The sequence below is a fragment of the Pedobacter nototheniae genome, from assembly GCF_032678625.1.
Lineage (GTDB): Bacteria > Bacteroidota > Bacteroidia > Sphingobacteriales > Sphingobacteriaceae > Pedobacter > Pedobacter nototheniae_A.
In genome coordinates, this window is record NZ_JAVTSO010000009.1 from 112093 (window position 1) to 133746 (window position 21654).

A 21654-nucleotide genomic window follows, 5' to 3' on the forward strand; every position below is an offset into this window, starting at 1 on the left:
CATTTTTATCTAATATACATTTTACTCGTTTTGTTTGCAATTACCGATTTTTATATTTTACTTTATGATATCAAATTAATATCACTATGTATCAAGAAAAAATCATTAGCCCGCCATCCGGGTATTTAACATTCGCTTTATTCCTGGCGTTACTGGGAACGGCTATCTTTTGTTTTGTTACTGAAAGCTTTATTTGGGGTGGCTGTATTTTAGCCTTTAACTTTTTTCTGGTTTTACCGGGATTAATTATCAACAACCCCAACGAATCTAAAGTTTTAACGCTTTTTGGCAAGTATGTAGGAACAGTAAAAACCGACGGATTTTTCTGGGTTAACCCATTAACCTCTAAAAGAAAGGTTTCTTTAAGAGCCAACAACCTTAATGGACAACAACTAAAGGTAAACGACAAACTTGGAAACCCGATCGAAATTGCCGCTGTAGTGGTGTGGAAAGTAAACGAAACGGCTAAAGCTATTTTTTCTGTTGAAAATTACATGCAGTATGTAAACATTCAAAGCGAAGCTGCCGTTAGACATTTGGCAAACATTTTCCCTTATGACCATGGCGAAGGTGAGGAAACGAGTATTACGCTTAAAGATGGTGCTGAGAAAGTAAGCGAACTTTTAGAAAGCGAACTAAACGAACGTTTATCAAGAGCAGGCATTGAAGTTTTAGAAGCCAGAATTTCACATTTGGCTTATGCGCCCGAAATTGCAAGCGCCATGTTGCAACGCCAGCAGGCTACTGCTGTTATTGCGGCCCGTAAACTAATTGTTGAAGGCGCAGTTGGAATGGTAGAAATGGCCCTTGAAAAATTATCTCAAAAAGGAATTGTAGAGCTGGATGAAGAACGCAAGGCAGCTATGGTGAGTAATTTGTTGGTAGTACTTTGTGGTGATAGGCACGTTCAACCTGTTGTAAATACCGGAACACTTTATAATTAAAATTAATTGAATTCGAAGAAACAGCATTTAAAGTTACCTCAAATAGTGCCTTAATTTTATTGGCAGGCTACAATTATTAAGAACAAGTAGCCTGCAAAATCAATTTAATAATGTCAAAAATATTGTCATTTCCATTTGAGGTAATGATCTGGAATTATTCCTGATTAATTAAAAACAAAATGTAATATACAAGCAATACATTAAGGATGGCTGAGAAAGATAAAAAAGCTTTTGTATTAAGAATTAGTCCTGCTTTATTAAAAGAAGTAGAAATATGGGCTACCGATGAATTTAGGAGTACCAACGGACAAATTGAATTCCTGCTTCACCAGGCACTTAAATCGCGTAAAAAATTAAAGTCCAAAGAAGATTAATTTACAATACTACAGAATATAAACACAGAAGCTTAAATCTTCTGTGTTTTGTATTTAAAGGGCTATTTTTTAATTCATATCCCTGCTAATGCTAAAATTCACTTTCAGTCGTTAATGCAATATTAAAAAATGCATAACTTAGCGGTCTAACCAAAAATTCATAAAAATAGAATAGTACATGAAAGAAGTTGTAATTGTATCGGCTGTGAGAACGCCAATTGGTAGCTTTGGAGGTTCATTATCTTCATTTTCTGCCACTCAATTGGGTGGTTTTGCCATTAAAGCTGCTGTAGAAAAAGCCGGTTTAAAACCAGAACAAATTCAGGAAGTTTATATGGGTAATGTGCTTTCGGCCAATTTAGGTCAGGCACCAGCAACACAGGCGGCTAAATTTGCAGGATTACCGGATTTACCCGCTACAACGATTAATAAAGTATGTGCTTCGGGCATCAAAGCCATTATGCTTGCTGCACAAAGCATTGCCAATGGCGACCAGGATATTGTTGTTGCTGGTGGAATGGAGAGCATGAGTAATGTTCCTTACTATTTAGATAAAGCCAGAAACGGGTATCGCCTCGGACATGGACAAATAACAGATGGTTTAGTAAAGGATGGTCTTTGGGACGTATATAACGATTACCACATGGGCTCTGCAGCAGAATTATGTGCTTCAAAATGCAATATTTCCCGTGAAGACCAGGATAATTTTGCAATAGAATCCTACAAAAGAGCACAGGCGGCACAAACCGCCGGTAAATTTTCGGAAGAGATTATTGCTATTGAAATTAAAGACCGTAAAGGTGATATCACTCTTTTAAATACGGATGATGAGCCAACAGCCGTAAAATTTGAGAAAATACCAACTTTAAAACCTGTATTTAAAAAAGATGGAACCGTTACTGCTGCAAATGCATCAACCTTAAATGACGGTGCTGCAGCTTTGGTTTTAATGAGCGCAGACCAGGCAGCGGCATTAGGAATTAAACCACTGGCTAAAATCTTGGGCTTTGCAGATGCGCAACTGGCACCAGAATGGTTTACCACTGCCCCATCTAAAGCAATACCTTTAGCTTTGCACAAGGCTAAAGTAGATATTAAGAATGTAGATTTCTTCGAAATTAACGAAGCTTTCTCTGTAGTATCAATTGCAAATAATCAAAAATTAGATTTAAAAGAAAACCAGGTTAATGTTAATGGCGGTGCCGTTGCATTGGGTCATCCGCTGGGCGCATCGGGTGCCAGGATTGTGGTTACCTTATTATCGGTTTTAAACCAAAACAATGGTAAAATCGGTGTTGCCGGAATTTGTAACGGCGGTGGCGGTGCAAGTGCATTGGTGATCGAGAAATTATAAGATACAGATTGGGAACATCCAAATTCCCGATTATTTAATATATACGGGTCGTCTTGGCGACCCGTTTTTATCAAAGGGCATAAAAAAGCGGTTGTATATTGAAAAATAAACCATGACCACTTTACCCCAGTGAAAACAAATTTATATTGATGAAAATATATAGGTTCTATTTATTATTTCCAGTGTTGCTATTTGCATTTCGCGCCAGCGCGCAAAGCCAATTAAACCAGCTTAACGTTTACCAGGACAGTTTGATCAAACTTTCAAACGCTGTAAACAACACTGAAAGTGATGAGCAGAAATCGACGTTAAACAGTCTTTTTGTTAAGAGATTGGTTGAAGCCCTAAAAACGCCAAATTCTTTTAACTACCCTTTCGATTCACTTAAAAATGTTTCTGTAATTAAATCGCCCGATCAGGCATTCCGCATCCTTTCCTGGTATGTACAACAGCAAAACGGAACTTACAGATTTTATGGCACCATCCAAATGAATACGGGCAATGGTGAATTGAAACTTTATCCTTTAATTGATCAGACAGATAATATTGCGGATGCAAACCAGGTTACCGACAACCAAAAATGGTATGGTGCAAGATATTATGAAATTATCCCGATAAGCGCTGCAGGACGCCTGCCTTATTATGTTCTTTTAGGCTGGAAAGGAAATTCTGCTACAATCACAAAAAAAGTAATTGAAGTTTTAGCACTGGATAAAAACAAATTAAGTTTTGGTGCACCGGTTTTTGATGGGAAGGAACTAAAGGGAAAAAACAGGATTATTTTTGAATACAATAAACAAAATGCCATGCTGTTAAAAACAGATAAGAAAGCTGGAATGATTGTTTTTGATCACCTTGCTCCTTTTGATCCGGAAATGACAGGCAGGTATGACTTTTACGGAAGTGACGGAAACATTGATGCCTTTAAAATTATTGGGGGAAGGCTAAAGTTTCAAGACAATGTGGTACTGAAAAACGACCCCAATTCGAGTGATGAGCTTTATGCTGATCCGACTAAAAACGTAAAACCCATCAGAAAGTTTTAATTTAAAGGCAACCTAACTCATTCATTACTTTAACAATAGGTGAAAAATTTGTGAGTTTGCCATTCGCTGCCTATATTGCGCCTTGCAAAACTACCTTAAACAACACACAAATTCTGAATTCATAAACTAAAACCAACAAATGTTTTATGCAAACAACAATTGAAACCAAAGACGATTTCTTTAGTAGTAAAGTACTCGGTCACCCGGCTGGCCTGTTTGTACTTTTCTTTACGGAAATGTGGGAAAGATTTTCGTACTATGGTATGCGTGCCTTACTGGTATTGTTTTTAACATCATCAATCATGGGTAATAACCCGGGCTGGGGATGGCCAAGAGAACACGCTCTTGCTATTTACGGTTCTTATACTTCTTTGGCTTATTTAACACCGATTTTAGGCGGTTATATTGCGGATAGGTTAATCGGTTACCGCTGGGCAGTTATTCTTGGCGCTTTTTTAATGACATTAGGCCATCTTTCGATGGCTTTTGAGTTTAACCCAATTTTTATGTACCTGGGCTTATGCCTTTTAGTAGTGGGTAATGGGTTCTTCAAACCAAATATGACATCTATTTTATCTCATATGTATAAAAAACATCCAGAGAAAAAAGATGGCGCCTATACTATATTTTACATGGGTGTTAACTCTGGTGCATTTTTAGGTATGCTACTATGCGGTTATATCGGCGAAAGCCCTAACTGGGGCTGGAGTTACGGCTTTGGTCTGGCCGGTATTTTCATGTTTATTGGCATGCTTCAGTTCTATTTTACTAAAAACATTTTTGGTTCCATTGGTTTAAAACCGGTTAAAAATGAAAAAACTGCTGATGAGGATGAAGATCCTGCTGAAGCGAAGAAAAATCCATTTTCCATGTTTGATATTATACTTATTGTATTGATATCAGTTATTGGTTTAGTGTGGATTATTAATGATCCGGTTTCAAAAATTACAGGAAGCAATATCTTCAACTTTTCTATAGGAAGTTTAAAGGGCGACAATTTCGCAATTATAGTAGCTCTTTCTTTATTTATTTTTATCCTGATTAAAAGAATTGCACAATACACACCAAAACTCAGGGATAAGATGATTGTTGTTATTGTTCTTGCTTTCATTACCATATTCTTTTGGGCTTCTTTTGAACAGGCTGGTGGTTCAATGACCATCTTTGCAAAAGATTATACCGCGAGGTTATTAGAAGGCAATGCAAAAATTATTTTCAATATTGCCAATACATTAATTACAGTTATTCCTTTAGCCATCATTTCGTATGTGCTGCTTAAATTATTCAGACAAACCTTTGCTAAATTTGCAATTGGAAACATCATCTTAGCTATTGGTTTTGCCATTATCTGGGGAATTGTAATTTACATGCTTAAAAACCAATACAGCGATGTTAAAGCAGAAGTACCCGCAACCTGGTTTGGTGTATTAAATTCTTTATTTATTATTTCCTGTGCCCCTATTGTTTCTAAACTTTGGGAAAGCAAATACAACCCAACTGCAACCGTGAAAAATGGTTTGGGTATGATTTTACTGGGGATTGGTTTTGCGGCTTTAGCTTATGGCTCAAGTTCAATTCCGTCAGGCGCAAAAGTTGCATCGGTAAGTATGATATGGCTTATTTTAGCTTACTTTTTCCATACCATGGGCGAGTTGTTTATTTCTCCGGTAGGTTTATCTTATGTAAGTAAACTGGTTCCTGGCCGTATGATCGGTATTATGTTCGGCATCTGGTACTTAGCCATTGCCATCGGAAACAAAATTGCAGGTACAATGGGTGGAATGATTGATAAAATTACCGCACAGTACTCTATGTCTACATTTTTCTTAATTTTCACATTAATTCCAATTGGTTTAGGTTTATTCATTATGATGCTTACCCCGATTATTAAACGGTTAATGCACGGCGTAAAATAATGAGTACAATGGAAAAAACAATTTCAATAGAAGAAATTCAGAATTTTGAGGGTAAATATCCTAAACAACTTTGGTATTTATCTTTAGTAGAAATGTGGGAGCGTTTCTGTTTTTACGGAATGCGCGGGGTTCTGGCTTTTTTTATGGTGGATCAGCTGCACCTTTCAGATCAAAAATCAAACCTTCAATACGGTGCTATCCAAGCCTTTGTATATGCCTTTACTTTTATTGGTGGTATTTTTGCCGATAAAGTTTTAGGGTTTAGAAAATCACTCTTCTGGGGTGGTTCGTTAATGATTATCGGTAACTTAATCTTAGCCTTTTCTCCGCACGATTTGTTCTACATTGGGATTACCTTATCTATTATTGGTACAGGGTTTTTCAAACCCAACATTTCATCAATGGTTGGTGAGCTGTACCATGAAAAAGACAATCGCAGAGATGCGGGCTACGGACTTTTTTATGCCGGCATTAATGTTGGCGGTTTATTGGGCGGTGCTTTATGTATTTACCTGGGTAAATATTACAGCTGGCATTTATGCTTTTTATCTGCAGCTTTGGTGATGGCTTTTGGTTTAGGCACGTTTATTTTCACCAAGAAATTTTTAGGCCCCATTGGAAGTTCTCCTTTATTACATTTACAAAAAGCAAAGAGAACTACCATCGAAATCTGTGTTTACATAGGTTCTTTATTGTGCATTCCATTGATTTTTATCATGGTAAGAAATACAGCTTACACTGATTATTTCATGTATACTTTAGGCGTAATAGCCCTGATTTATTTCTTCTTTGAAATGTTCAGGATTAAAGATTCAAAAGCCCGCTACAAACTTTTAGCTGCATTTGTATTCATTTTCTGCTATTTCATTTTCATGGCCATTTCAGAGCAAAGCGGAGGTTCATTATCGCTGTTTGCAAAAGATAACTTAAACCATAGCCTACTTTTTATTTCCATTGACCCTAATGTGGTTAACAATAGCGTGAACTCATTTTTCGTAATTGTTTTTAGCCCGATTGTAGGTATTCTTTGGCTTGGCCTGTACAAACGTAAAATTGAACCTAACACGGTTGTAAAATTTGGATTAGGCTTTATATTATTAGCAGCGAGTTTTTATGTTTTTTATGCAACCAGGTTCTTCGCAAATGCACAAGGTATTAGTTCATTAAACATTTTTACTTTTGCCTATTTGTTATTAACACTGGGCGAATTATGTATTGGTCCAATCGGGATGTCAATCATTACCAAATTATCACCAAAAAGAATGTTTGGAATGATGATGGGGCTTTGGTTCCTTTTTAGTGCATTCGGACAACTTGCAGCGGGCAAGCTTGGTGCAGAAATGTCGAGCATTGAAAATGCATCTTTAGCTACTAAATTAATGACCTATACTGAAGGTTATAAATCTTTAGCCGTATATTCTTTAATTGCAGGTTTAGCTTTGATTGTCTTCTCTCAATTGGTTAAAAAGCTAATGGGCGAAGTTAGATAAGTAATTTTAACAACATTTAACCCGTATCAGCCATGTTGATACGGGTTTTTTCATATTTAATATTTACTTTCGCCCCTTTAAAACTTTATTCCATCACAAGTGTCAGATAGTTTAGTCATCATTCCAACTTATAACGAAAAGGAAAATATAGAAAAGATTATCCGTAAGGTATTTTCTTTAACCCAACCTTTTCATGTTTTGATTATTGATGACGGTTCTCCGGACGGAACTGCTGAAATTGTTAAATCATTACAGGCCGAATATTCGGGACATTTATTTATCGAAGAACGTGCTGGCAAGCAAGGATTAGGCACAGCCTATATCTATGGATTTAACTGGGCATTACAAAAAGATTATGCCTACATCTTTGAAATGGATGCTGATTTTTCTCACAATCCCGATGATTTAGTTCGTTTGCGTGAAGCCTGTATAAACGGTGCTGATGTAGCCATTGGCTCCAGATATGTAAAAGGCGTAAATGTGGTAAACTGGCCTATGGGCAGGGTTTTGATGTCGTACTTTGCCTCCATGTATGTTCGTTTAATCACCAGGATAAACATTCAGGATGCTACTGCGGGTTTTAAATGTTACCGCCTCATTGTTTTAGAAACCATTCCATTAAATAAAATTAAATTTGTGGGTTACGCCTTTCAAATTGAAATGAAATTTACAGCAATTAAATTTGGCTTTAATGTGGTAGAAGTTCCAATTATTTTTACCGACAGAACCGAAGGAACCTCTAAAATGAGTACCCGGATATTTAGAGAAGCCTTTTTAGGGGTAATCCAAATGAAGGTTAATAGCTGGTTTAGGAATTATAACCGGAAGCCGGAAGTCCAAAGTCCGAAGTCGGAAATTTAGAATTCAACTTAAATCCTGGACATTAGAATCTAAAACAAGCAAAACACTTAGATGTTCTTAGGTATCTCTCAGGTGGTAAAAAACAGAGGTAGAAATTTAGAATATAAAACCTCAATACAAGAATTTGAAATAAGCAAAATCCTTAGATGTCCTTAGGTGTCTCAGGTGGTAAAAACAGAGGTAGAAATTTAGAATATAAAACCTCAACACAGAAATTTGAAATAAGCAAAATCCTTATATGTTCTTAGGTGTCTCAGGTGCTAAGAAACAGAGGCAGAAATTTAGAATATAAAACCTCAACACAGGAATTTGAAATAAGCAAAATCCTTAGGTGTTCTTAGGTGTCTCAGGTGGTAAGAAACAGAGGCAGAATTTAAAGTTAAATATTCATCTTATGACTTCGATTTGGATTCTCTAATCATTGTACCAAAATCCTGCTGTTTATCCATAGCCGTAACCGTCATGGTAATGCGTTTTGTCCTTGTGGCTTCAGTTTTTGCCTGATTAATCCAGTTGATGTAATAGTTTTGGTGAGATTTTGCCTGTTTTAAAAAGTTTGCCATCAGGTGTTCTTCTTCCGACAAACAAATTTCCAGATCTTCGGGCATCTCTATCTTAAAATCTTTATCTTCTTCTAAATAAAGTTCAACTGTTGCTCCAGCTTCTTTTTTAAGTTTTTTCCGAATTTCGTTTTTCAAAGCAATAATAAAATCACCCTCTCCCATTGGTACAGTCGCCATTCCCGAAATTTCCAGCTGGTCAATCTTTCCTTTTACCCTAAAGCTCACTTTACAATTTGTTTTGATCTGGTTGGCTATAGCTGAAGGAATAAAAACATAACTCCATCCGGTTTTTTCGCCCATTTGTTCAAATCGCTCTATTTCTGCTTTAAGGTAAATCATGTTTAAATATAAAAATATGGATTTAACTGTAATGCATTCGGTAAAGAATTATATGGCTACAGGATTCATATGTATCGGCAATTTGGCAAATTTGATTACTTCTATACTTGGAAAGCCAAAATCTTCGACCACTTTTCCTAAAATTAAATAACAGCCTTTACCTTTAAATGGATAAACTGGTGTGGTATTTGGAAAATGTGTGGTATCGAAAAAATCACCATCAGCATCTAAAAAAGTTCCGAACCACATTTTTGTGTTTTTAATCGTATGTACTGTTTTTTCACAAACATAATTGCCTACCATGCGCACCATTTCACCCACACGGTTATTCATTTCACGGGCCATTACATTTCCCCGGTAATTCGTTTTTAAAAAATCAAACATCTTGTAATTCAGCGGAAAGCCTAAAAGCTCCAATTCGGTATAGGCATTTTCTAATTCAGAATCTTCCAGAGATGGCAGTTCGTAGGTTTTATACTTTAATTTAAAGAGTTCGGCATGGTTAAATTTTTTCTGTTTAAAACCTAAATAATTGTGAATGTCCCAAAGTAATGTTTTCCGATCTTTCCCGGTAAATCGTAAAGCACCTAAGCGGATTAAAATAATAGCCTGTTCTAATGTTATACAGGTTCGTTGTACAAAATCTTCCAAATCCAGGTAAAGTCCATTCTGTTTTCGTTCCTGTACAATTCGGGTTACAAACTTATCTTCTAAACCCTGAATACGAATAAACCCCAGGTAAACATCGTTTTTTTTAATATTAACCACATCATCACTCCTGTTTACACAAGGCAAATGTACCTGCGCCCCTGTTTTCTGCAACTCGTGTACATACACCCATCTGCTGTAAAAACCACCGTAGTTATTAATTACGGCCACCATAAATTCTTTAGGATAATAGGTTTTAAGGAACAAACTCTGATAACTTTCTACGGCAAAAGATGCCGAATGTGCTTTAGAAAAACTGTAACCTGCAAAAGAAGATATTTGTCGCCACACTTCAGTAATTAATTCTTCTGAGTGCCCTTCTTTACGTGCAGAAACAAAAAATTTATTCACCAGTTCGTCAAAAGCCAGTTTAGAACGGTATTTACCACTCATGGCTTTGCGTAAAATGTCCGAATCTGCTAAATTTAGTCCTGCAAAGTAATGGCAAACCTTAATTACATCTTCCTGATAAACCATTACGCCATAAGTCTCTTTCAATTGCTGCTCCATTTCTTTACACAAATACACTACTTTATCGGGTGCATGGTAGCGCTCAATGTAAGCTTTCATCATGCCCGAGCTGGCAACACCAGGCCTGATTATGGAACTTGCGGCAACCAGTGTGAGGTAGTTATCACATTTGAGTTTTTTAAGCAACTGTCGCATTGCAGGCGATTCTATATAAAAACAACCAATGGGCTGCCCTTCTTTAAGTATACTATTGAGCTTAGCATCTTGTTTAAAGGTTTTAAAGTCGTGAATATCAATTTCCTTTCCTTGATTGGATTTCACCAAATCTACTGCTTCACGAATGTGCCCAATGCCCCGCTGACTTAAAATATCAAACTTTTCGTAGCCAATTTGTTCTGCTTCGTACATATCCCATTGTACCGTTGGAAAACCTTTCGGAGGCATATCCAATGCCGTATAATAAGTAATGGGGTCATCTGAAATTAAAATACCCCCAGCATGTATTGAACGCTGATTAGGCATATTTTTCATGTAGCCATGTACAGCCAGCAACTTTTTATAGGTAGGATTCTTCTGATTTTCGTATTCTTTTGTTGGATCAGTAAAGCTGTCAATCTCTTCTTTTGACAAACCCAATACCTTACCAATTTCGCGAATAATTGCCCGGTCTTTAAAAGTACTCATCGTACCCAAAAAAGCAACATGGCCCTCCGGATATTTCTTAAAAATGTATTTCTGCATGGTTTCTCGTTCATTCCATGAAAAATCTATATCAAAATCAGGCGGACTGGTTCTTTTTTCATGCAAAAACCGCTCGAAATATAAATCGAGTTCAATAGGATCCACGTCGGTAATCCTTAAACAGTAAGCAACCAAACTATTGGCCCCTGAGCCACGGCCAACATGGTAAAAATTACATTTGCCTATGGCATGCCTCACAATATCAAAAGTGATTAAAAAATAGGCGCAATACTTTTTAAACTCAATAATTCTGAGTTCTTTTTCCAATCGTTCCCGGGCTACTTCATTATGCGTTCCATAGCGATATTTTAAACCAATAAGTGCAATCCTTCTAAGCAATATCTGATCATGTTCTAAACTTTTGGTATAGGTTCGTCTGTTTTTAGATTTGGGTTCAGGTCCGGGTTCAAAATAGTCGATCATATTACAGCTGTCCAAAAGCTTTTGTGTATTGGCAACCATAAAAGGATATTGTTCAAACTGTTCAATGAGCTTACTTTCGGTAATTAAATATTCACCTTTTTCACATTTATCATTTTCAGCTACTTTACTTAAAAGCGTATTTAAATCTATGGCCCTCAAATATTCGTGTAAACGGTAAGTAACTTTATCTGCCACGGTAACGGGATGCCAGACCAGCATTTTATGCTGCTGATTTAATACCGGATGCTTGTATAAAATATTTAACTGGCTACTCCGGATTCCAACAAATTCATTCTCTTTTAAATCTCTTACAAAAAGTTTATGAAAAGGATAAATGACGTAAGCATTTTCAAAATGAGGTGGTACATCGGGTAAAGGAATATTCTTAATGTTGTGATGGCTTAGAAATTCGTTCAGCTCCCGCATACCTTTTTTGTTTTTGGCAATGCCTACATACAGCAAGCGGTTCTGGATTCGGAATTCTATACCTGCCACAGGTTTTAACAGGTAAGGAATGTTTCCATTTTGAGTTTCATTTTTTTCTTTAAGAACTGACTGGCGATAACATTCGCGAATGAACTCGACTGCGCCTGTAGAGTTATTGATATCGGTTAACACCATTTGGTGAATACCCAGCTGACGGGCCTGTTTAATCAACTGCTCAATACTTAGCGTACCGTATTTAAGGCTATAGGAGGAATGAACATTTAAAAACATGGGCTGAATTAATCATAAGATTTTGTACCGATGATGCCTTTTTCGTTCATAAAATTTCTCATCCTTGATCTTTTATAACTTTCGGCTTTTTCTTCTTCAGTTTCTGTTGTAAGGCTTTTCTTTTTCCTTGGATTATATTTAATGACCTTGTTATTTTTATCGCGTTGTGGCTGGGTTACAATACAAGCTTTAACAACTGCATCATCGCCAAAATGATTACGTACTTTATCCATTGCCTGGTATAAACTGTATTCTTCCTCGCCAATATCATAAAGTCCAATTTGCTCGTAACCGCTCACCAAATGCGAAAGTTTTACGCCTATTAATCGCAAAAGCATTCGTTTAGCGTAAAGTTTATCAAACAAATCATGTGCTCTTTTAATCAAAAAAGAATCCAGAGAGGTATAAGGAATGCGTTCTTGCCGGGTAACCGTTTCAAAATTGGTGTACCTGATGGTTACCGTAATGCAGGCGGTAAGTTTACATTGGTTTCGCAATTGAAAGGTTAATCCTGTTACCATACCTGTAATAATGGCTTTTAGCTTGGCAATATCCATGGTATCGCTTTCAAAAGTTGCCTGTGTACCAATGGATTTTCGTTCACGGTAAGGTACAACGGGGGCGAAATCGATGCCATTGGCTTTTTGCCATAAACTTAAGCCATGCTGACCTAATATTTTAAACATGAGCGCCTGCGGGATTTGCGTAAGGGTTTGAATTTGCCTTACGCCCATCTCGCTGAGCTTTTTATAGGTAGCATGTCCAATTCCGGGTATTTTATGAACAGGTAAAGGGTTTAAAAAAGGTTGAACTTCATCAAAGGCAACCTCCCGCTCTCCTGCTGGTTTAGATTCGTTTGTTGCTATTTTAGCTACGGTTTTATTTACAGATAAACCAAAAGAAATAGGTAAACCACTTTCTTTAATAATGGTTTGCCTCAATTCAGAAGCAAATTTCATACAACCAAAAAACTTATCCATGCCCGTCATATCGATATAATGTTCATCAATACTTGCCTTTTCGAATAAGGGTACCCGCTGGGAAATAATTTCTGTAATGTCGTGAGAAGCTTTGGAATATTCTTCCATATTCCCTTTTACAAAAATAGCCTGCGGACAAAGCATTTTTGCTGTGCGGGCAGGCATGGCAGAGTGAATACCAAATTTACGGGCTTCGTAACTACAGGAAGCTACCACTCCCCGATCAGAACTTCCTCCAATAATAACAGGTTTACCGGCCAGTTTGGAATTCTTTTTAATTTCTACAGAAACGAAAAAAGCATCCTGATCCATATGAATGATATGTTTGTCTTTCTGCGTATTCATTTTGAGATTTATGCTTTGTTTAACAAAACAAAAATACTAATTTATTTAGTATTTAATTCGTTTATAAAAATTATTTTATCCACATTATACTAATGTAATTAGTTTTAAATAAACCAAAAATGCCCGGATAGATCCGGGCATTTCACTAAAAAATTTGAATTATAGTGTGCGCTTATCTGCTATTGTTTAACAATTTTAAATTCAGTTCTTCTATTTAACTGATGTTCTGTTTCGGTGCACTCAACTCCATTGGCGCAACGGTTTAAAAGCTGCGTTTCGCCGTATCCTTTTGCGGTAATGCGGTTTTTATCGATGCCTCTTGATATAATGTACTGAACGGCTGATTCTGCCCTTTTCTGAGATAAAGTAAGGTTATAACTATCCTTGCCACGGCTATCGGTATGCGAGCCCAGCTCAATCCAGATGGTTGGGTTTTCTTTCATAATTTTAACCAGTTTATCCAATTCTACAGCTGCATCTGCCCGAATATTCCATTTATCAAAATCGTAATATATATTTTCTAAACGGATGGCTTTATTAATTTCTACAGGTTCTAAGTATAAATCTTGTGTAATGATACTGGAGGTGGTTAAGCCAATGGTAGCCAGGTTTTCTGAATCCGATCTGTAATTCGTTTTTTCTCCGGTTACGTTATATTCTGCTTCTTTATTCAAATCAAATTTAAAACCTCCGTTATCATCGGTTTCAACTTTTAAACTGCTGCCGTTCACTTTTTCTAAAGTTACGATTGCATTTGCTAAAGGCTGACTGGTTTTCTTATCGTAAACACGTCCGGTTAATTTAAAAACTAAAATGGCCTTTTGATCCATGCTGTAAATGTCATCATTTCCTAAACCACCATCACGATTGGATGACAGGTAAACAATACCACCTTTATCATTTAGGCTGAAACCAAAATCATCTTGTGGCGAATTAAACGGATAGCCCATATTTTCTATCTGGCCAATACCGGTTGCGTTTCTTAATGCCCTGTAAACATCTAAACCGCCCATACCTATGCGGCCATCGCTTGAAAAGTAAAAGTTATTGTTGGCATCAAAAACCGGACTGCGTTCATTGCCTTCTGTATTTACATCAGCAAGGTTTTCGGGTTTACCCCAATCGCCGGCATCTGTTTTTAAGCATACATACAAATCGGTGCCGCCTTTACCGCCCGGCATATTAGACGCAAAATACAAGCTTTGCCCGTTTGTTGAAATAAACGGATCGCCTACAGAATATTGATTTACATTATTATAAGTAAAAGAAACGGGTTCTTGCCATGTACCGTTTGCATCTTTTGTGCTGCTGTAAATTTCTACATTAACGGTACTGGGTTTATTTTTCACTTTCTCTAAATGCTCCGGAATTCGGGTTAAAGTAAAGTACATTGTATTTCCATCGGCTGTAAAGCTGGCTGCGCCAACATGGTAATTGGTACCCGCTTTAATTGGAAACAACTGGATGCTATCTTTTAAAGAAGGCCTGAAATATAATTTTAAATAGCCATTTCCCGTCCAGCCATAAATCTTTTTATCAGGAAGCTTTGCGCCGTCAAATTTCAGAAAAGGTTTACTTTCATTGGTTTCGAGTCCGGTATTGGTTCTGTCGGAAGTAAAAACCACGCCTCCCTGATAACTTACCGCACCCCAATCTGACTGTGCTGTATTTAAACTTTTTTGATTGGCAAGTTCGAATGGCTTTGGGTTTTTCATCCATTTTAAAGCCGAGTCGCAGGAAGCCACCCAAATACTTTGTTGTTTTTCAGAAACTTTTTTATTCAGATCTATGTAATTAAGGTACTGAACTTTTGCCTCGCTATATTTTGAATTATTCTGGAGTGCCTTCGCATAATTTAGTGTATTTTCTGCTGCACTTCCCGGCATTTTCATGGCAATAGCGTACCAGCTTTCGGCTTGTTTATAGTTGTTGATGTAACTGTAGGCATTGGCCAGGCGTTCTGCAGCATGGAGTGTTTCTTTCTTTTTATAGGCCTGCTCATATAAATCAATGGCTTTGCTATAGTTAAAAAGGTTGTATTCCTTATCTGCTTCCTTGATGACATATTGTGCACTTGCAGAAAAACTTAATCCTGCTAAACAATAAGCGGAAAAGCATAAACCAAGTAAAATTTTCTTCATTATATTGTTGTATTATCTTTATCTAAAATGATTATTATCCTTAAAATACTCTTGGTGTTGCCATCCTAACATTAGGTCTGATGAAAGAGAAGGCAATTGATATTTCATGCGTTCCGCCGCTATAGCCTTGTAACGGGCCGATTGAAAAATCGTAACCATAACCAATTCTTATTTTTTCAGATGGGAAAAACTGGATGGCTGCAACAGCCGAATTTCTTTGGCTAAGGTCTTTTTGAAGATAGCTTTTATCATATAATTTCACACCTGTCCGGTACGATCCTCCAATCCAAAGTACATCCTTAATCATTAAAAAAGCATTTATGTCTAAACTTGTCGGGCCACCGCGATCGTCTTTTAAAAGGAAAGAAGGTTTAACCTGAAAATCTTCGTTTAAAGGAAACAATGCACCTGCGGTTAGATAATAATGCGGTTTAGGTTGCGGAATAAAGGCATAACGATCAATTTTTACATATTGAGAGATTAAATTATCGGCTGAAAAACCTGCATAAAAACGATCATCGGAATAATAAATACCGGCACGCGCATCAGGAACAATTGTACTTTGTATGCCAACCGGCTGGTTCAGCTCCGGATCGTTCGTATTTAATAAAGAACCATCTATGCCCAATTGAACCATACCAACACCCAAACCCAGTGCTAAACGAGAACTTCCGTCATTATTCATCCTGATTCGGTAGGCATAGTTACCATAAATACTCAGGTTGGTTTGAGCCCCAAGTTTATCGCTCGAAACCTGCAGTGCCAAACCCACATTACCATCGTTGGCAATGGCATCAACGGCAAGCGACATGCTTCGTGGCGCGCCTGTAATGCCCGTCCACTGACTGCGGTAAAAGCTGTGTATATTGAGCACTTCCTTATAACCTGCATAAGCGGGGTTAATGTAAATTCCATTGAACATGTACTGGCTGTACTGGGCATCTTGCTGAGCGGAAACCGGCTTAACAAATAACAGAAACAAACCTGTTAGTATACCTATTAATTTTTTCATCTTCTTAGTATCTTAAAAGGAAATCAGGCGGGACGGCCTGATTTCCTTTAGCCTCTTATCTTATTTTTTAAATGCTCTGATTAAGGTTATATATCCTTTTAACACCTGAAACTCTGAACTACCTGGTTTTTTAATTCTTAGAAGGTAGAAGTAAGTACCTTCATTTAAGCCCTCACCTGTCCAGTTGTTTTGGTAACCTTTGGCTCTGAAAACCTCATTACCCCAACGGTTAACGATGGTTAATTCATTTTCCTGGTATTGATTTAATCCACGGATTTCGAACGTATCATTAATACCATCGCCATTTGGCGTAAACAAATTAGGAACGTTTACATCAAAGAAATTGGCTGCAAGTGTTACTGTTGCCACGTTGGTATAATAACCGTACTCATCTTTTACCCTGTAAGTAAAGGTATCGCCTCCGGTATAACCAGGATTTGGCGTGTAGGTTATGGTTCCATCGGCATTTACCCTAACTGTACCATTTTTAGGCTGACTGATAATTTCTACCGTTAATTTATCAAAAGTAGAGTTACCTGGATCATCGTTGGCCAGTACATTAATTACAACCGGGGCATTTGCTTTTGTTTCGGCCTTATCATCAACTGCAACAGGCGATTTTGGCACCGTAATTACCGTTGGGTTATTATTGCTTTCGCCCGTACCCGAAACATCGCTTACATTTATTCCAAGTGGTGTTTTGGCATTTACCGTTGCAGTATTGCTTACACTGCCCAAATCTTTATCAGCCTGGGTTAAGGTATAAATCTCGGTGGTAGAAATGCTTGCACCAGGCAATAATCCGCCTGCTACTGCAATTGTTTTATTGTTAATACCAAGTTTGGCATCGCTAAACGTTAGGGTATTTAAAGTAACTGTACCTGTATTTTTAATGGTAAAAGTATACGTTATCTTATTGCCGTTAAAGGTTGCCGTTTTAACCAACGCAATCAATCCATTTGCAGGAATTACGGTTATCGTTGGTGTATCATTGCTTTCAGCCGTTCCGGAAATATCTGATACCGCCGTTGCATTTGGAGTTTGTCCGGTAACGGTTGCTGTATTGGTTACGCTGCCAGCATCTTTATCTGCCAGGGTTAAAGTGTATACATAACTATCGGTAAGCGATTCGCCCGGTAAAATTACACCCGGAAGAATTTTGTTTAATCCAATTTTCGCATCCACTAATGTAATTACATGTAAGGTTACGTTTCCGGTATTTTTAATAACGAAATTGTAAGTAATTCTATTGCCGTCGGCACTTAATGTTCCTGTTTTAACTAATGTAATTTTACCAACAGGACTAATTACTGTTATAGTTGCATCATCCGGAGCCGTTGTTGTTGGATCGTCAGACTTAGGTTTATTAAAGCTACCTCCATTTGGTATTTGCGCCGTAGCGGATGCCTGGTTTGTAAACGAACCCGTATTTACTTCAGTTAAAGTAACGGTGTGTTTGGCGGTAACAGTTATGCTTATACCAGGCGCAATACTTGCAATCCCGGCAGGCGTAATTGATCCTGCATCTGCACCAGCATCTATCACTGCAACATTGTTTAAGGTTACATTTCCGGTATTGGTTACAATAATTTCGTAATTAATTACATCGCCTGTTTTACTCACCGTATTGGTTGCGCGCTTGGTCAACTTCATAGATGGTGTTGCAGGAATCAATGTTACCGTTGGTGTATTGTTACCATTATCACTACCAGAAATATCTGTTAACGGATTTCCTGCACCGGTTTTAGCATTTACACTTGCCGTATTACTTACCGAACCTGCATCTTTTTCTGCCTGACTTAAAGTATACACCTCAACATCGGAAATGCTTTGTCCGGCCGCTAAAGTTCCAGGAATAGTTTTGTTCAATCCTAATTTGACATCTGATAATACAATGGAAGTTAAATCTGTATTACCCGTATTGGTAATTGTAAAGGTGTAGGCAATGGTATTTCCATCAGTACTTAATGCACCAGCTTTAATTAGGGCAATACCTCCTTTTAACACCGGTGTTGTTACCGATGAAGTATTATTGGCAACATTAGGATCAGTTGTGCCCGGGGCTGCAGTTACGCTCACCTGGTTGGTTAATGAGCCACTGATACCAGCTGATACAGTTGCATTAACCACTAAACTTACAGATTGTCCTGCTGCAATATCAGCATTTACGGTAAAGGTATTTGCTGCTGCATTGTACGAACCTCCGGTTGCTGCATAAGTTATGTTTTCTAAACCTGCCGGAAGATTTTCTGTTAAGCCAATAACCTGACCACTTAATAGTGTTGCCGGACCATTGTTTGTTATGGTAATGGTATAACTAATGCCTTCATTATTTTCAGCAGCTGCTTTATTTGCAATTTTAGTTACTGAAAGATCAGTATTCCAGTTTGCAACCGTTATTTTAACTTTCGCTATTGATGTCTTTAAAAGATCCAGTTTATCGGTTATTTTATACAATAAAGTATAAACGCCTGGTAACGTTTTAGGCACTACAATTACGGAACCATTGGTTGGATTTGTATTAATACCTGTATTTTGAGTTGAGACCTGATCTATAGTAACGTTAGCTAATAAGGCAGGTATACCGCCATTATAAGTGTCATTTACCAATACATTGGCAACAGCTATACCGCCTGTAAAGCCATTTACATCCCCATTATCATCATTGGCTAAAATAGCTCCTGTAGTTACCGTAATCGTCGCAATTGCTGTGGTGGTTAATGCCGGGTTCAGTTTATCCTGAATCTGGTATTGTACCGTGTAAGTTCCTGCCTTGGTTCCTGCAGCTACATTGATTTTTCCGGTTAAAAGATCTAAAGTAACATTTGGATTAGAAGTGGTCAACTGGCTTAAATTAACCGTTGTTAAGGTTGCCTCAACACCGTTGTAGGTATCGTTTGTTAATACATTCTCAATCGCTGTTCCTCCTGCAAAACCATTCGCTGAACCACTGTCGTTGGTCGCAACCATTGCTGGTGCCGTTACTGTGATCGTAGCAACCGCTGTGGTGGTTAATGCCGGGTTTAGTTTATCCTGAATCTGGTATTGTACCGTGTAAGTTCCTGTCTTGGTTCCTGCAGCTACATTTACTTTTCCGGTTAAAGGGTCTAAAGTAACATTTGGATCAGAAGTAGTCAGTTGACTTAAGTTAACCGTTGTTAAGGTTGCCTCAACACCGTTGTAGGTATCGTTTGTTAATACATTCTCAATCGCTGTTCCTCCTGCAAAACCATTTGCCGAACCACTGTCATTGGTGGCAACCATTGCTGGTGCTGTTACTGTAACGGTCGCAACCGCGGTGGTGGTTAATGCCGGGTTCAGTTTATCCTGAATCAGGTATTGTACCGTGTAAGTTCCTGTCTTGGTTCCTGCAGCTACATTTACTTTTCCGGTTAAAGGGTCTAAAGTAACATTTGGATCAGAAGTAGCCAGCTGACTTAAATTAACCGTTGTTAAGGTTGCCTCAACTCCGTTATAGGTATCGTTTGCCAATACATTCTCAATCGCTGTTCCACCTGCAAAACCATTTGCCGAACCACTGTCGTTGGTCGCAACCATTGCTGGTGCCGTTACCGTAACCGTAGCAACCGCCGTGGTGGTTAATGCCGGGTTCAGTTTATCCTGAATCTGGTATTGTACCGTGTAAGTTCCTGCCTTGGTGCCCGCAGCTACATTGATTTTTCCGGTTAAAGGGTCTAAAGTAACATTTGGATTAGAAGTGGTCAGCTGGCTTAAATTAACCGTTGTTAAGCTTGCCTCAACACCGTTGTAGGTATCGTTTGCCAATACATTCTCAATCGCTGTTCCTCCTGCAAAACCATTTGCTGAGCCACTGTCGTTGGCGGCAACCATTGCTGGTGCCGTTACCGTAACTGTCGCAATTGCTGTGGTTTTCTGCCCTGGATTTAACCTGTCTTCAATTTCATATCCAACCTTATAAACACCTGCTTTAGTACCTGCAGCTACATTTACTTTTCCGGTTAAAGGATCTAAAGTAACATTTGGATTAGAAGTAGTCAGCTGGCTTAAGTTAACCGTTGTTAAGCTTGCCTCAACACCGTTATAGGTATCATTTGTTAATACGTTCTCAATCGCTGTTCCTCCTGCAAAACCATTCGCTGAACCACTGTCGTTGGTCGCAACCATGGCTGGCGCCGTTACTGTAACCGTAGCAATTGCTGTGGTGGTTAATGCCGGGTTTAGTTTATCCTGAATCTGGTATTGAACGGTGTAAGTTCCTGTCTTGGTGCCTGCAGCTACATTGATTTTCCCAGTTAAAGGATCTAAAGTAACATTTGGATCAGAAGTGGTCAGCTGGCTTAAGTTAACCGTTGTTAAGGTTGCCTCAACACCGTTATAGGTATCGTTTGTTAATACGTTCTCAATCGCTGTTCCTCCTGAAAAACCATTTGCTGAACCACTGTCGTTGGTCGCAACCATTGCTGGTGCTGTTACTGTAACTGTCGCAATTGCTGTGGTGATTAATGCCGGGTTCAGTTTATCCTGAATCTGGTATTGTACCGTGTAAGTTCCTGCCTTGGTTCCTGCAGCTACATTGATTTTTCCGGTTAAAGGATCTAAAGTAACATTTGGATTAGAAGTGGTCAACTGGCTTAAATTAACCGTTGTTAAGGTTGCCTCAACACCGTTATAGGTATCGTTTGCCAATACATTCTCAATCGCTGTTCCTCCTGCAAAGCCATTTGCTGAACCACTGTCATTGGTGGCAACCATTGCTGGTGCCGTTACCGTAACGGTCGCAACCGCTGTGGTGGTTAATGCCGGGTTCAGTTTATCCTGAATCTGGTATTGTACCGTGTAAGTTCCTGCCTTGGTGCCTGCAGCTACATTGATTTTCCCGCTTAAAGGATCTAAAGTAACATTTGGATCAGAAGTGGTCAGCTGGCTTAAGTTAACTGTTGTTAAGATTGCCTCAACACCGTTGTAGGTATCGTTTGCCAATACATTCTCAATCGCTGTTCCTCCTGCAAAGCCATTCGCTGAGCCGCTGTCGTTGGCCGCAACCATGGCTGGCGCCGTTACTGTGATCGTAGCAACCGCTGTGGTGGTTAATGCCGGGTTCAGTTTATCCTGAATCTGGTATTGTACCGTGTAAGTTCCTGTCTTGGTTCCTGCAGCTACATTGATTTTTCCGGTTAAAGGATCTAACGTAACATTTGGATTTTCAGTTGAAAGTTGTGTTAAAATAACATTACTTAAAGTAGCTTG

The 21654-nt window shown here is 38.3% G+C and carries 13 protein-coding genes; 7 read left to right on the forward strand and 6 right to left on the reverse strand.

The genetic code is table 11. From position 1 onward, the window contains the following. Positions 1-86 precede the first annotated feature (86 nt). The 7 genes from R2Q77_RS19960 (at position 87) to R2Q77_RS19990 (ending at position 7985) form a co-directional block, all read left to right on the forward strand. Positions 87-944: an SPFH domain-containing protein gene (locus R2Q77_RS19960; RefSeq protein WP_316805468.1), complete on the forward strand. Its 858-nt coding sequence runs from the start codon at positions 87-89 to the stop codon at positions 942-944. A gap of 206 nt (positions 945-1150) precedes the next feature. Further along, positions 1151-1318, forward strand: a complete 168-nt coding sequence (locus R2Q77_RS19965) for an Arc family DNA binding domain-containing protein (protein WP_316805469.1) — start codon at positions 1151-1153, stop codon at positions 1316-1318. Between the two features lie 178 nt (positions 1319-1496). Beyond that, the gene (locus tag R2Q77_RS19970; RefSeq protein WP_316805470.1) at positions 1497-2672 is read left to right on the forward strand and encodes an acetyl-CoA C-acyltransferase; all 1176 of its coding nucleotides are present in this window, start codon (positions 1497-1499) and stop codon (positions 2670-2672) included. 149 nt (positions 2673-2821) lie between these two features. Beyond that, positions 2822-3718: a hypothetical protein gene (locus tag R2Q77_RS19975; RefSeq protein WP_316805471.1), complete on the forward strand. Its 897-nt coding sequence runs from the start codon at positions 2822-2824 to the stop codon at positions 3716-3718. 146 nt (positions 3719-3864) lie between these two features. Beyond that, complete coding sequence (locus R2Q77_RS19980) at positions 3865-5634, forward strand: peptide MFS transporter (protein ID WP_316805472.1); 1770 nt, start codon at positions 3865-3867, stop codon at positions 5632-5634. Between the two features lie 8 nt (positions 5635-5642). Beyond that, positions 5643-7124 (forward strand): peptide MFS transporter, encoded by a 1482-nt coding sequence (locus R2Q77_RS19985; RefSeq protein WP_316805473.1) that lies wholly within the window; start codon positions 5643-5645, stop codon positions 7122-7124. A gap of 99 nt (positions 7125-7223) precedes the next feature. Beyond that, positions 7224-7985, forward strand: a complete 762-nt coding sequence (locus tag R2Q77_RS19990; RefSeq protein WP_316805474.1) for a polyprenol monophosphomannose synthase — start codon at positions 7224-7226, stop codon at positions 7983-7985. A gap of 392 nt (positions 7986-8377) precedes the next feature. On the opposite strand, the gene R2Q77_RS19995 is transcribed toward R2Q77_RS19990, so the two are convergent. From R2Q77_RS19995 to R2Q77_RS20020, 6 genes are all read right to left on the reverse strand, one after another. After that, positions 8378-8887: a YdeI/OmpD-associated family protein gene (locus R2Q77_RS19995; protein ID WP_316805475.1), complete on the reverse strand. Its 510-nt coding sequence runs from the start codon at positions 8885-8887 to the stop codon at positions 8378-8380. 48 nt (positions 8888-8935) lie between these two features. Next, on the reverse strand, positions 8936-11947 hold the full coding sequence (gene dnaE, locus R2Q77_RS20000; protein WP_316805476.1) for a DNA polymerase III subunit alpha: 3012 nt from the start codon (positions 11945-11947) through the stop codon (positions 8936-8938). 8 nt (positions 11948-11955) lie between these two features. Beyond that, positions 11956-13272 carry a DNA polymerase IV gene (gene dinB, locus R2Q77_RS20005; RefSeq protein ID WP_316805477.1) on the reverse strand — a complete coding sequence of 439 codons (1317 nt, stop codon included), beginning with the start codon at positions 13270-13272 and terminating at the stop codon, positions 11956-11958. 179 nt (positions 13273-13451) lie between these two features. Continuing rightward, positions 13452-15413, reverse strand: a complete 1962-nt coding sequence (locus tag R2Q77_RS20010) for an OmpA family protein (RefSeq protein WP_316805478.1) — start codon at positions 15411-15413, stop codon at positions 13452-13454. A gap of 40 nt (positions 15414-15453) precedes the next feature. Beyond that, positions 15454-16425 (reverse strand): type IX secretion system membrane protein PorP/SprF, encoded by a 972-nt coding sequence (locus tag R2Q77_RS20015; RefSeq protein WP_316805479.1) that lies wholly within the window; start codon positions 16423-16425, stop codon positions 15454-15456. Positions 16426-16485: 60 nt separating this feature from the next. Continuing rightward, a partial coding sequence (locus tag R2Q77_RS20020) for a gliding motility-associated C-terminal domain-containing protein (RefSeq protein WP_316805480.1) occupies positions 16486-21654 on the reverse strand: 5169 nt, incomplete at its 5' end.

Excerpts from the sequence above, each read along its gene's own strand:
- R2Q77_RS19960 (WP_316805468.1), top strand. The coding sequence starts at position 87 with ATGTATCAAGAAAAAATCATTAGCCCGCCATCCGGGTATTTAACATTC.
- R2Q77_RS19965 (WP_316805469.1), top strand. The coding sequence starts at position 1,151 with ATGGCTGAGAAAGATAAAAAAGCTTTTGTATTAAGAATTAGTCCTGCT.
- R2Q77_RS19970 (WP_316805470.1), top strand. The coding sequence starts at position 1,497 with ATGAAAGAAGTTGTAATTGTATCGGCTGTGAGAACGCCAATTGGTAGC.
- R2Q77_RS19975 (WP_316805471.1), top strand. The coding sequence starts at position 2,822 with ATGAAAATATATAGGTTCTATTTATTATTTCCAGTGTTGCTATTTGCA.
- R2Q77_RS19980 (WP_316805472.1), top strand. The coding sequence starts at position 3,865 with ATGCAAACAACAATTGAAACCAAAGACGATTTCTTTAGTAGTAAAGTA.
- R2Q77_RS19985 (WP_316805473.1), top strand. The coding sequence starts at position 5,643 with ATGGAAAAAACAATTTCAATAGAAGAAATTCAGAATTTTGAGGGTAAA.
- R2Q77_RS19995 (WP_316805475.1), bottom strand. The coding sequence starts at position 8,887 with ATGATTTACCTTAAAGCAGAAATAGAGCGATTTGAACAAATGGGCGAA.
- dnaE (WP_316805476.1), bottom strand. The coding sequence starts at position 11,947 with ATGTTTTTAAATGTTCATTCCTCCTATAGCCTTAAATACGGTACGCTA.
- dinB (WP_316805477.1), bottom strand. The coding sequence starts at position 13,272 with ATGAATACGCAGAAAGACAAACATATCATTCATATGGATCAGGATGCT.
- R2Q77_RS20010 (WP_316805478.1), bottom strand. The coding sequence starts at position 15,413 with ATGAAGAAAATTTTACTTGGTTTATGCTTTTCCGCTTATTGTTTAGCA.
- R2Q77_RS20015 (WP_316805479.1), bottom strand. The coding sequence starts at position 16,425 with ATGAAAAAATTAATAGGTATACTAACAGGTTTGTTTCTGTTATTTGTT.